The 12,768-nt window shown below is 65.1% G+C and carries 10 protein-coding genes; 7 read left to right on the top strand and 3 right to left on the bottom strand.

What is annotated here, in order from left to right; translation table 11 throughout:
• Position 1: 1 nt before the first annotated feature.
• Complete coding sequence (locus QBJ92_RS16330; protein WP_277970765.1) at positions 2–547, top strand: sugar O-acetyltransferase; 546 nt, start codon at positions 2–4, stop codon at positions 545–547.
• Between the two features lie 107 nt (positions 548–654).
• Here the strand turns inward: QBJ92_RS16330 and QBJ92_RS16325 are convergent, their stop codons facing one another.
• Positions 655–1,548: a hypothetical protein gene (locus QBJ92_RS16325; RefSeq protein WP_277970764.1), complete on the bottom strand. Its 894-nt coding sequence runs from the start codon at positions 1,546–1,548 to the stop codon at positions 655–657.
• Between the two features lie 115 nt (positions 1,549–1,663).
• Between QBJ92_RS16325 and QBJ92_RS16320 the strand changes: the two genes are divergently transcribed.
• Together QBJ92_RS16320 and QBJ92_RS16315 are read left to right on the top strand one after the other, a co-directional pair.
• On the top strand, positions 1,664–3,325 hold the full coding sequence (locus QBJ92_RS16320; RefSeq protein ID WP_277970763.1) for a carboxylesterase/lipase family protein: 1,662 nt from the start codon (positions 1,664–1,666) through the stop codon (positions 3,323–3,325).
• A 440-nt stretch (positions 3,326–3,765) separates the two neighbouring features.
• Positions 3,766–6,816: a TonB-dependent receptor domain-containing protein gene (locus QBJ92_RS16315; RefSeq protein WP_277970762.1), complete on the top strand. Its 3,051-nt coding sequence runs from the start codon at positions 3,766–3,768 to the stop codon at positions 6,814–6,816.
• Between the two features lie 209 nt (positions 6,817–7,025).
• Here the strand turns inward: QBJ92_RS16315 and QBJ92_RS16310 are convergent, their stop codons facing one another.
• Entirely contained in the window at positions 7,026–8,048 is a 1,023-nt protein-coding gene (locus tag QBJ92_RS16310) for a cupin domain-containing protein (protein ID WP_277970761.1), read from the bottom strand.
• 131 nt (positions 8,049–8,179) lie between these two features.
• Between QBJ92_RS16310 and QBJ92_RS16305 the strand changes: the two genes are divergently transcribed.
• A complete protein-coding gene (locus tag QBJ92_RS16305) occupies positions 8,180–8,671 on the top strand; it encodes a hypothetical protein (RefSeq protein ID WP_277970760.1) in 492 nt (163 codons plus the stop codon).
• On the opposite strand, the gene QBJ92_RS16300 is transcribed toward QBJ92_RS16305, so the two are convergent.
• A complete protein-coding gene (locus QBJ92_RS16300) occupies positions 8,640–9,956 on the bottom strand; it encodes an MFS transporter (protein WP_277970759.1) in 1,317 nt (438 codons plus the stop codon). The two genes, QBJ92_RS16305 and QBJ92_RS16300, sit on opposite strands and share 32 nt — an antisense overlap.
• A 123-nt stretch (positions 9,957–10,079) precedes the next feature.
• Here QBJ92_RS16300 and QBJ92_RS16295 point away from each other — a divergent pair, with 123 nt between their 5' ends.
• Genes QBJ92_RS16295 through QBJ92_RS16285 form a run of 3 tightly spaced genes read left to right on the top strand, consistent with a single transcriptional unit; the run spans position 10,080 to position 12,445 of the window.
• Positions 10,080–10,979, top strand: coding sequence for a cupin domain-containing protein (locus QBJ92_RS16295; protein ID WP_277970758.1), 900 nt, complete (start codon positions 10,080–10,082; stop codon positions 10,977–10,979).
• 27 nt (positions 10,980–11,006) lie between these two features.
• Positions 11,007–11,447, top strand: a complete 441-nt coding sequence (locus tag QBJ92_RS16290; RefSeq protein WP_277970757.1) for a hypothetical protein — start codon at positions 11,007–11,009, stop codon at positions 11,445–11,447.
• 5 nt (positions 11,448–11,452) lie between these two features.
• Entirely contained in the window at positions 11,453–12,445 is a 993-nt protein-coding gene (locus tag QBJ92_RS16285; protein ID WP_277970756.1) for an SMP-30/gluconolactonase/LRE family protein, read from the top strand.
• The last annotated feature ends 323 nt before the right edge of the window (positions 12,446–12,768 follow it).

Genomic DNA, 12,768 nt, shown 5'->3' with positions numbered 1-12,768 from the left:
GATGACGCAAAAGGAACGGATGTTGGCGGGTGAGCTTTACGTCGCCGACGACCCGGAACTCGTCGCGGACGCAGCGCGCGCCGCTGAATGGCTCGACCGCTACAACCGGTCATCGACAGCGACGCCGGCTGACCGCCATGCGTTGTTGACAGAACGGCTTGGTCACGCGGGTCGCGGTGCGACGATCCGACCGCCGTTCCACTGCGACTATGGCTATAACCTTCATCTGGGGGAGGGCGTGTTCCTGAATTTCGGGTGCACGGTGCTTGACGTGGTGGCAGTGCGGATCGGTGCAGGCACGCAGATCGGTCCGGGGGTGCAGATCCTCACCGCCGATCATCCGCGCGATCCGGATCAGCGTGGCCAGATGCTCGAGTTCGGTCGGCCGGTCGTCATCGGCCGGAACGTCTGGATCGGCGGTGCGGCACTGATCCTGCCTGGCATCACCGTTGGTGATAATGCGATCATCGGCGCAGGCAGTGTCGTGACGCGGGATGTTCCCGCTGGCGCGACCGTCGCGGGCAACCCGGCGCGCGTCCTGAAATAGGGGCCGATCACGCATACACGTCCGTTCGCGCGCCGAGATGGTGGCCATACGGGTCTAGGAATGTCCGCAAATCGGCCCGTGCCGGCGTAGGCGAACATCGGCTTATCTCAGAAGTGTTTGCGTTCCAGCGTCAGCCGCGGATCGGTGCAGAGGCCGCATGCGGGGCCAGTAAACCGCGCTTCGGCGGCCTTTGTCCCTTTCAGCTTCCAGTCGAGCCATGCCGTAACGACTTCGGCGCCGACGCCGCCATGCGGTTGCATATAGGTGCCGCCATGACCGACCGGGATGTTCACCATTGCCGCGGGAATGGTCTCCAGTCGCCGGTAGTCGTCGGTGCCGTTGGGATAGGCAATATCGGTGGGGCCGCCGAGGATATAGAGGACCGAGCCGTGCAGCGTCTTGAGCAGCGCCTTGTCGGATACCACCCCGCTTAAAGGGTTCGTCCCCGCGGCGAAAAAGCCGCTGTTCATGATGACCGACGTCGTGACGCGCGGGTCCTGCGCGGCGTTCAGCGCCTGCAGGCCGCCGCAGCTCCAGCCCGACACGGCGATCCTGTCGGTCGCGATCCGGCCCTCGAACGGGCTGCCGGCGCGGCGGTTCTCGCGCTGCGCCCAGTCGATCGCGTCGGTGAGCAGGCGCGTTTCGGTCGCGGTCGTCAGCTTCGCACCGGGCTTCGGCGGGGCAGGGGCCGCCGATGGGGCGGCGCGCGGGATCGTACCAGAGGCGATGACCAGATATCCGTGCGACGCGATCTCGAGCAGATGGTTGCGCGAACTGGTGCCGTCGGCGCTGCATCCGCCATTGCCGAACACATAGATAGGCAGCTTGTCCGAACGCGCCGGTGCAAGATCGCTGGGGCGATAGACGACGTGGTTCGGAAGATCGGCCCGCGCTTCGAAGATCGCGGGATAGGGACCGCTGCCGTGTTCTGCTTCCTGGCTATGGACGATCGAACCGATCGTTACGGCTGCAAGCGCAAGCAAAAGAGGCACGACACGCATACGATATTCTCCCCCATCTTTCGCACATCTTGTATGACTATTGACGCGGTGGATAGCGGCTTTTACGCTTTGCTCGATACATGCCCGAAACGAGGCGGCGATAGGGGAACAGGATATGGCCGGACCGCTCATCGACCGTAGGCGTGCATTGATTGCCTCGATGGCGGCAGGCGCCGGCCTGGCCTTGCCTGCGGCGCAGGCGCAAAGCATCGGCACCGCGTCGCGCAAACCCGGGCGGGACGGCACAACGCCGCGCAGCGCGATGGCCAAAACGCGATATGGCCCCGTGCGCGGCTATGTCGCTGGCGACGTTTTCACCTTCAAGGGCATTCCTTACGGGCAGGACACCGGCGGCGAAAACCGCTGGTTGCCCGCCAAGCCGCCGCAGCCGTGGACCGAGCCGTACAACGCGCTCGCCTATGGCGCGAACAGCCCGCAGACGACGCATAATTTCCGCGCGGTCGAGCATACGTTCCTGCAGCAATGGGACGACGGTTTCCAGGGCGAGGACATGCTCAAGCTCAACGTCTGGACGCCATCGCTGAGCGGCCATCGCCCGGTGATGGTATATTTCCATGGCGGCGGCTTCGCCTTCGGATCGTCGTATGAGTTGGCCTCGCACGACGGTGCGCGGATGGCGCGGCATCACGACGTGGTGCAGGTGTCGATCAACCACCGGCTCAACGTGCTGGGGTTCCTTGACCTTACCGAGGTGGGTGGGTCGGCCTATGAAGAATCGGTCAATGTCAGCATGACCGATTGCATCGCGGCGTTGCGCTGGGTGCAGGAAAACATCGCCGCATTCGGCGGGGACCCGAACACGGTGATGATCTACGGCCAGTCGGGCGGCGGGTCGAAGGTCACCACGCTGCTCGGCATGCCATCGGGCAAGGGGCTGATCCACCGGGCCGCGGCGCAGTCGGGTGGCGGCGGCGCGTTGCCGACGGCGGAGCAGTCGCGCGACTATGCACGGCGGCTGGTCAAGCATCTCGGGATCGCGCGAAACGACATTGCTGCGCTCCAGAAAATGGCATGGGCCGACCTTTCTGCCGCGAGCAGCACCGTGGCCGGTGAAATCAACGGGCCGATGGTGCGTGGCCTGGGCGGGCCGCCGGCAACGCCGCGCGTGGGCGGCGGGCCGACGCTCGACGGCAAGGTGATCGACGTCCGATCGTTCGCCGATGTCGCGCCCGAGGTATCGCGCACCGTGCCGATGCTGATCGGCAATACCAGTGAAGAGGGGATGCGCTGGGGATCGAACCCGAGCGAGGCCGAGTGGCGCAAGGACCTGACCGGGCAGCTCGGCGCAGGCAAGGCCGATGCGCTGATCGCCTCGATGCGGAAGGCGCACCCGGAAAAGGCGGTTCGCACATTGTCCTACGGGGTGCAAAGCATCGCCTATCGCAATCGGGTGCAGGATATGGTGCGGCTCAAACACGCGCAGGGCGGCGCACCGGTCTATCAATATCTGTTCCAGTGGCAGTCGCCGCAGCTCGATGGGGTGGCGGGCGCGTGGCATACTGCCGACCTCGCCTTTTGCTTCGACAATACCGCGCGGTGTGAACAGGGCACGGGCAATACCCCCGAGGCGCAGCGACTGGCGCGCACCATGGCCGGGGCGTGGGCGACCTTCGCGCGAACGGGCAACCCCAGCCAGCCGGGGCTGACCTGGAGCCCTAGCGATCCGGTCCGTTGCCAGACGATGGTGTTCGACAACCATTGCCGAATGGTCGACGATCCCGAAGGCGAGTCACGTCGGATCTTGCTGCGCGCTTGAAGACCAGGCCCCGGTTTTCCGGGAGCCTGAAACGCTCGTTCGATTGATCATCCTAACCGCACAGATGCTGGCAGGCACCAAGCAGGTGTAGCGCGCGGCCGCTTCTGTATCGATCGAGACAGGCCGGTTGCGTGCGCGCTTGGGCGGACTTTCCGTCCGCTACGCCGCCGCTGCGCACAGCTTCACCTATTGCGTCAGGTGTATTGAGGCGTTCGGCGGCTTTGGCTGTCGCAGACAAAGGACAACATGGACACCGCGCTGACCGGCAATTCTGGTTCGGTCAGATCGCCACTTTAAATGGGTCGGCGTAATATCGTGGCGCCGATTGACCATTTTACGAACATTAACATTCACAAAACAAAATCGCAGAATACCAAAAAAATAATTGCACTTAAAAATCCTATACGATACGATAAGAGTAATAAAAAAAGGGGAGTAGGATGGCTAGATCGCGTTTGCGCAGCATTGCTGCGTCAGGTACCGCTTTGTCTATTGCGCTGTTGCTTACGGAAACTGCCTTTGCGCAGTCCGTTCCGCCAGTACCCACCGCCTCCCCGGGGAGCGCCGAACCCGCTGACCAGGCCGAAGAGGACCGCCCTGCGGTACCCACGCCGGTTGCCGGCGATCCCGACATCATCGTGACCGGGACGGCCATTCGCGGCGTTGCGCCGATCGGGTCCAATCTCGTTTCGGTGGGTGCCCAGACGATCGAGAAGACCGCTCCGGTCAACCTGTCGCAACTGGTCAACACCGTTCCGTCGATCAGCACCGCGGGTTCGCTTGCCCAAGGCGAGAACGGGTTCTCTTATTATTCTCCGCAGATCCACAGCCTCGCCGGCTCGTCGTCGAACACGACGCTCGTCATCGTCGATGGCTTGCGACTGCCGGGCGGCGGGACACAGTTCAGTCAGACCGATCCCAACATCATCCCGGTCAGCGCGATCCAGCGCGTCGAGGTTCTCGCCGACGGCGCATCGTCCGTATACGGGTCGGACGCGGTTGCAGGCGTGGTCAACTTCATCACGCGGCGAACGTTCGACGGTTTCGAGTCCAACGTTCAATACGGCTTCGCCAAAGACTATCACAACGCTACGGGCAACTTCATCTGGGGCAAGACCTGGACTACCGGCGGCGTGTACGTCGCGGGGTCGATCGTAGAGCAGAACACGCTGTACAATCGTGACCGACCTTTCACCAGTCTCGGTGACTATCGCCCCATCGGCGGGACCAACACGAACAGCTTCCAGTGCAACCCGGCGACGATTCAGGTCACGGGTGTTTCCTCGGGTGCGGTGCCTTCGGGTGTCTATCTGTCGCCCGACGGCACATCGACCGTCGCGAACACGCAGGCGAATTCGCCCTGCAACAATTCGGTCTATGGCGTTCTGGTCCCCGGCCAAGGGCGCGGCAACGTCCTCGTCAAAGTCGTCAACGACTTTTCGGACAAGCTGAGCGTGCAGTACATGCTCAACTACAACCGGCAGAAGACGCATTCACCGTTCGGCCCCGGCGGGATCACCGCCGCCACGGCGTTTGGCCCGGGCGGAACCACGATCCCCGGGCAGGTCAACCCGTTCTTCCGCGCGCCGGCCGGATCGCCCAATGCCACGCGCGAGGTCATCAACTACCTCGCCGTCACGCCCGACGGTCAATATGGCGAGAGCGAGTCGCAGAGCGACGTCATCTATTCGACCGCGGTGTTCGACTATAAAATCACCGACAACTGGACGGTGACGCTCAGCGATGCGTTCGGGTGGAACCGCTCGGCGCTCAATACGGTCAACGGCTTCTGCGGCGCCTGCGCGTTGCTAGCGCTCAATGGCACGGCGCAGTCGTCGGGCAGCACGACCGCGACGAATATCGCTGGGCAGAACGTCATCGCGCTCAACCTGCCGCTGACGACGGCCAACGCGCTCGACGTATGGAACCCGGTCGGGACGAACCGCACGTCTGCGACGGTCCTGCGCAACCTGTACCGCGCGAACAGCGAAAATACGAATTACAATACGTTCAACCAGATCCGGCTCGGCGTACAAGGGGGATTGTTCGATCTGCCCGCCGGCCAGCTCAAGGTCGCGCTTGGCGGCGAATATCTGTGGCAGGAGCAAACGCAGAAGATTTCGGGGTCGAACAACACCGGCCCGACCACGACCGGGTCCAACTTCCGCGTCTACAACTACGGACGGAAGATCAAGTCGGTCTATACCGAAGTCTACATCCCGGTGATTTCGCCGGAGATGGAAATCCCGCTGCTCTACAAAGTCGATCTGAGCGCGGCGGTGCGGTACGATAGCTTCAGCGACGTCGGCGACACGACCAATCCCAAATTTGCGGCGAATTGGGAAATCGTCAAAGGCCTCAAGATCCGTGGCAATTGGTCGAAGGCGTTCGTCGCCCCGCCGATCGGCGTGATCGGCGATCCCAGCCAGGGCTATCTGTACGCCTCTGGCAGCATCGGGACCAACGGCGTGATCAGCGTGCCGACCGCAAGCTACCCGACCGTCGTCAACATCCCCGGCGCGGTTGCGGCCAATACCAGCAACGCCTGCACGACTGCGGTTGCCGTTTGCCAGATCGGACAAGGCAATTCGGGGCTGCGGCGTCAGCTCGGCGGCGGGTTCACCAACGAAGTGCCGCAGCGCGGCCGGAGCTGGTCGGTCGGGGTCGATTTCGCGCCGCAATTCTTGCCCGGGTTTGTTGCGGCGGGGACCTATTTCCACAACACGTTCATCGGCGGCGTATCCTCGCCAAGCCCGACCGCGATCGTGAATTCGGCGGGCTTGCGCAACTTGCTGACGCTGTGCCCGGCAAGCTGCACCCAGGCGCAGATCGACACCTTTGCCAATATCGCCAACGGCGCGACGATCTCGGGCGCAGTGCCGCCTGCGGTCTATTATCTGATCGACCAGAGTTCGCGCAACGCGCTCAACCTGACGGTCGAGGGGATCGATGCGCAGTTCAGCTACCACACGCCGAAGTCCGGGCTGGGGCAGTTCACGATCGGAACCGCCTTAACCTATTTCACGCTGTTCAAGCAGAACTTCGGGGGCGGCAGCGAGTTCAGCATTCTCAACACCTCGGGCTACAACACGACTTTCCCGTCGGTGCAGTTCAAGAACCGCGCGCAATTGGGCTGGACGTTGAGCGGGTTCTCGACCGACCTGTTCTGGAACCACATCGGGGGGTATCGCAACTTCAGCTCGACCTCGGTGCTGCCGATTACGGTGGATGCGGCTGGCAACCCGAATGGTGGCGGCGATCCGGTCAAGGACGGGAATACGTTCGACCTCCACGTGCAATATGAGTTCGGCGGCGAAAGCTTCGCGCGCGGATGGCAGGTGTTCGTCGACGTGCAGAACCTGTTCGACACCAACCCGCCTTTCTACAACGGCAACACGGGCGGCATCCTCGGCGGGGCGGCGGGCTATAACGGCTTCGTTTCCAACCCGCTCGGACGGCTGACGCAGCTCGGATTGCGCGTGAAGTTCTAATCTTCGCGCTACCGTGCGCCGCCCCGGATATCCAAGTCCGGGGCGGCGCTTTTGTTTGACCAGACCGTTCCGCCGCCGGTCACGCGGACGTCACCGAGGGTGCTGCCATGCGCACGCTGACGGTCGGCGGCGGCTAGCCCGGCTCCGGCGCGCTGACGGTCGCGGCGGGCTTCACCATCGCGGGAAGCCAGCCGCTCCCCGAATAGCCGCTACTGCCGCCCGCCAGATTCGACGGTGTAGCCGTGCATCCCCGACGCATAGGGGTTGACCGCGACGCGCGTACCCATCTGGCCGACGGGGCCGCCAAAGCTCGCGCGGTGCCAGCGGCCCTGTGCCGCACTGACCACATCGCCAGCGGAGGCGGTGAAGACGGGGATGCCCTCGACCTGCAGATCGACATTGCCTTCCATCACGAACCAGAATTCGTCGTAGCCGACATGATAATGGCCGAGGTTGGACGCGGGCGGCGTCACCGTCGCACGGCCGCGGATGTTGTTCACGAACAGATGCTGCGCCGCGATGAACGCGCCCGGACGGGTGCCGCCGCCGACCACGTCGGTGTAATAATCGAGGTACGGCTTGTTCGCCGCGTCATACCCGCCGGGGCCACCCGTCGCGAGGCGCTGCTCATAGACGAAGCCATCGACCGCCTTTGGTTTGGTGGTGGTCGTCTCGACCGGATAGAGCGGCATGTCGCTGGCGGCATGGATCTCGAAATACAGCAGCGGCTCGCTGCCGGTCGCCGCGAGCGTGAAGGGGACGCGGAACGGGACGTCGATCTCGAACCCCTTGCGCGCGGTGAACGGCGCCTGCCCGTCGATGCTGACCGTCGCGGTGCCGCTCCACACGATGATCGCGGTGCGATTGTCGGAATAGGCGACCGCCTGCGTCGTCTCGCCCGCGGCGATCTGGTGCCAGTCGGCGACGATGTCCTTGTTGCGGATGATCGGCTGTGACCAGCGCTTCTCATTCTTGTGGAGCGCGAGCACGTCGGCGAGTTTCCACCACGGTTTGTTGGGTGCGACATAGGCGGAGTAGGGCGTCTTCTTGGGCGCCCAGACGCGCATCGGCGGCGGCGGGGTGAAGCGCGCGCGCGGGGTGGCTTCGGACGGCGCGGGCGCGGATGCGGGGGCAGCAGCGGGTGGGGGCGCGGCCTGCATCGCAGCCGCCGTCGCCGGAAGCAGCGCAGCGAACAGCAGTGGACACGCGACTTGCCTCGGATGGATCTTCATGGCTCACTCTCCCCGTCGCGCCGAAGTCATCGGTCGCTTATCATATATGATATGATGCTATTCTGCTCTACAAAGCAACCGGCAACACTCGTCGTTGTTGCGACCTTAAGCCTTATTCCGGGGAAGTCGGTATGATCGTGTCCGTCCTGTTGGGTTTCCTTGCGACCACCGCGCAAAGTTCTGCGCCACCGCCGCAGGCATGCCGGACGATTGCCGACTCGGCTGCGCGGCTCGCCTGTTATGACGGGCAGGAACGCGCCGAACCGGCCGCGCGTCCGGCAGCGCCGCTGGCGTCCGCGCCCGCCGCCGTGCCCGACGCAGCGCCGCTTGCAGCGATCCCACCCGCACCAGTTCCTGTCGCCGCGCTTCCCGCCAGCACGTCGAGCGCAGACATCATCCGCGATACACCGACCGGCCGGATCGCGACCGTCACGCGCCAGCGCTATGGGCTGTACCGGCTGACGCTCGACGACGGTCGGACGTTCGACACCGCGACCGACCGCGCCACGCCGCCCGCCGCGGGGACTGCGGTGCGGCTGCGGCGCAGCGTGATCGGCACGACCTTCCTCGACGCGCCCGGTCAGTCGCCGATCACGGTAAGGCTGGTGCGGACACCGCGCTGAGCATCGGTTCGGGCGCGGGTTCGATCAGGCGGCGCGGGTCGACGAAGGCCCAGGCGATCGTGCCGACGAGCACGATCGTCGCGCCGGTCCCGAACGCCGCGACCCAGCCATATTCCGCCGCGATCCACGGGGTCAGCGTCGAGGTGATCGCGCCGCCGACCTGGCAACCGACGTTCATCACCCCCGAGACGACTCCGGTGTGCCGCCCCGCGATATCCGCGGTGACCGACCAGAAGGCGCTTTGCGACAGATAGATCGCCCCGCCCCCGAGCGCGAGCGTCATCACCGCGAGCGGGACGTTGTCGACGCGCGATCCGATCAGCAGGAATACGCCGGTCAGCACGAACGACACCATCGCGAGACCCGACCGCCCCCAGTACAGCCCGAACCGCCGCGAGATCATGTCATTGAGCACGCCGCCGATCAGGCACCCCGCGGTCATCGCGAGGAACGGCGCCATCCCGAGCAACGCGCTCGACTTGAGATCGAGCCCGCGCGCTTCCGCCAGATAGATGAAGAACCACGAGAAGAAGATCCAGATGACATAGCCGAACGCGAAATAGCTGAGGAACAGCCCCCACATGTTGCGGCTCGACAGGATCGCGCGCCATGGGATCGCGACGGTGTCCTCGGGCGGTCGCGTAAGGCCCGCCTCGATATGCGCGAGCTCGGCGGCGTTGACCGAGGCGTGATCCTGCGGCCGGTCGCGCGCGATCGTGTACCAGATGAGTGCGGCGACGATGCCGATCGCGGCGCAGACGTAGAAGGACGCGCGCCAGCCCGATCCGGCGATGATTGCGGTGATCAGCGGCGGGGTCAGCCCCGATCCGGCGCCGACTCCGGCGAAGATCAGCCCGTTCGCCTTGCCGCGCTCCTGCGCCGGAATCCAGCGCGACACGAACTGGTTGCCCGCGGGATAGACCGCCGCCTCGCCGATCCCGAGACCGAAGCGGACGAGCGCTAGGAACAGGATCGCATGTTGCCCTTGCGGCGGGACCAGCGCGGTCAGGACGCTGAACACGCCCCACCACAGCAGCGCGAACGTCAACAGCTTGCGCGGGCCAAGCCGCGCCGCGAGCCATCCGGCGGGCACCTGGAACGCGGCGTAGCCGATCAGGAACGCGCTGAAGACATAGCCCAGCCGAATCTTGTCGATGCCATATTCCGCGCGCATCTGGACGCCCGCGACCGAAATGTTGGTCCGGTCGAGAAACGCGATCGCGCTGATTACGAACAGCATGAAAACGAGCTGGATTCGAATCGTCGAGCGAACGGTGCTGCCCATCAAACGCCTCCCCTGCTTGCGGTAAGCCCGCATAATATCCTATAGGATTTATGGTGTAGGCATACTATAGCGCTGCGTAAAGACCGGTCAGACACCGGCGGGCAGGATTGGGGAGGGTTGGCGATGCGAATCTCACGCTGGGGCTGGACGATCGCGACGGTGCTCGTCGGCACGATCGGGACTGCCGCGTTTGCGGGTCCGGTGGCGGACAAGGTCGGTCACACCGATCCCGCCAAGTTCCGCAAGTTGACCGCAGTCCATTCCGGCGCGGGAGGCATGGCGTTCGCGCCGCTGCTCGGCACCGATGCGCTGAGCACCAACCTGATCTTTATCCACCGCGGTGAGATCGCGCCCAGGAGCGGGATCGGGCAGCATTTCCACAACCAGTGCGAGGAAATGTTCGTCATCCTCGACGGCGACGCGCAGTTCACGATCGACGGGCGCACGTCGACGCTCGCCGGTCCGGCGGCGGTGCCAGATCGGATGGGGCATGCGCACGCCATCTACAATGCGGGCGACCGTCCGTTGCAATGGCTCAACGTCAACGTCGGGATGACCAAGCGCTACGACACGTTCGACCTCGGCGATTCGCGCGTCGGCGCGGCGATCGATCCGGTGCCGCAGTTCATCAGCATGCGGCTCGACCGCACGCTGTTGCGCCCGATGCAGGCGATGGACGGCGGGCAGGGGGCGGTGCTCTATCGCCGCGCACTGCAGCCGAGCGTGTTCGCGACGCCGTGGAGCTTCGTCGATCACCTGCTGGTCCCGCCCGGCGCGTCGGTCGGCAGCGCGACCAAGCCCGGGATGAGCGAAGTCTATTATGTCGTCGGCGGCGAGGGCGAGATGACGATCGCCGGGGAAACCGTTCCCGTCCGTACCGGCGACGCGGTCCCGGTCGACGTCGACCAGCCGCGTGCAATCCGCCAGCGTGGCGCCGCGCCGCTTGAATTCATGGTGATCGGCATCGCGCGCGATCAGGCCGCCAAGGCCGCCTACGCCGCCGCGACCGCGCCGCGCCGCTAACCCCCCAGATTCACGAAGGGAAGAGACATGCACCGCAGGACTTTGCTCAAACTGCTCGGCGCGACCGGCGCTGGCGCGACGATCCCGCCAATCGCCGCCGCCGCCGCCACCGCGCAATCGCCCCGCACCCCCGCCGGCGGAAAGGCGATCGTGCTCTATTGCGACCTTGCGATCGATCCGGCGCGGGAGAAGGAAATGCTCGCCGCCTTCCACACCCGCTTCCGCCCGGCGGCGGAAAGCTTCCGCGGGCGCGGTTTCCTCGATCTCAAGATGCTCAAGCTGCGCACCGTCATCCAGGGCGGTCCGGCGCCGGCGGCGGGAATCAACTACCGCTTCCAGCTCACCTATCAGAGCGAGGAGCAGCGCCAGGTCTGGGTCAAGTCCGCGATCCACCAGCAGGTCTGGCCGCTGATCGAGGATACGGTGCTCAACAAGGACTATCTCGTCCTGTTGACCGACGCGGTATAACTCGGGTGTCGACTTTCGCGCAGGCCACCGCAGCCGTGCTGGCGCTGACCGTCGCGTTCGCCGCGACCGCGCAGACCAATGCGCCGCAGGTCGAGCGGGTAGATCCCGCGCTCGACGCGCTGATCGCGCCGACTGCTGAGGTCGAACGCGTCGCGACTGGCTTCACCTTCACCGAAGGCCCGCTCTGGCATAAGGGGCGGCTGTGGTTCTCGGATGTCGCGGGGGACCGGATGCGCGCGGTCGACGCGGCGGGCAAGGTCGAGCAGTTGATCGCCAATGCCGGCGGCCTGCCCAATCCGCCGCCGGGCAAGAACATCGGGCCGAACGGCATGACGCCCGACAAGGACGGCAGCGTGCTGATGGCGCAGATGGGCGCACGGCGGATCGCGCGGGTCGATTCGGCGCTGCGCGTGACCAGCGTGGTCGATCGTTATCGCGGCAAGCGGCTCAACAGCCCCAACGATCTGGTGTTCGCGCGCGACGGGGCTTTGTGGTTCACCGATCCGCCGTTCGGGTTGTTCAACGGCATGAACAAGGATCCCGCGAAGGAACTGCCGTATAACGCAGTGTGGCGCTACGCGGGCGGGACGCTGACGCCCGTCATTACCGATCTTGCGCTGCCCAACGGGATCGCCTTTTCGCCTAATGGGGCGACGCTCTACGTCAGCGATTATGCGGTCAACACGATCTACGCCTATCCCGTCGCGGCGGGCGGCAAGCTTGGCGCGCGGCGCACCGTGATCGCGATGCCCGACGGCGGAGAGGGTGGCGCGGACGGCATGAAGGTTGATACGCGCGGCAATCTTTGGGCGACCGGGCCGGGCGGGATCCGGATCATTACCCCGCAGGGCAAGGTGCTCGGCCAGATCCGGCTGCCTGAAGTCGCGGCGAACCTTGCGTTCGCCGGGGATGGACGCACGCTGTACATTACCGCCTCGACCAGCGTTTACCGGCTGCGCACCAAGGTCGCGGGCGTGCTGCCGCGCTATGCGCGGTAGCGGTTGATACGCGCGCTCTGACCTGGTCGTGTCAGGGTCGATCTGTTTGAGAGTTGCCGTGAACCCCGGGCTCGTACCGAGGTTCACGGTGGTTCGTCTCTCTATGCATGGCGCATGGAAGGTGCACCCACGTAGAAACACCCGGTGCGAAGCCGTCAGGGCGTGCCGATCCCCGCTGGCGCCGCGCCGGCGGTTCCAACCGGCGCGTTGTTGGTTGCCAGATAATCGGTCACCACCGCCTGCTCCTCTGGCGTCAGCTCGGCGCCGCGGTCGACCATCGATTGCATGACCGCCTCCCAGTTCGCGCGCGTCTTGCGCACCCC

The sequence above is a fragment of the Sphingomonas echinoides genome (assembly GCF_029623395.1).
In the GTDB taxonomy this organism is placed as follows: Bacteria; Pseudomonadota; Alphaproteobacteria; order Sphingomonadales; family Sphingomonadaceae; genus Sphingomonas; species Sphingomonas echinoides_A.
The sequence above is the reverse complement of the archived record's forward strand: the minus strand, read 5'-3'. Positions and strand labels throughout refer to the sequence as shown.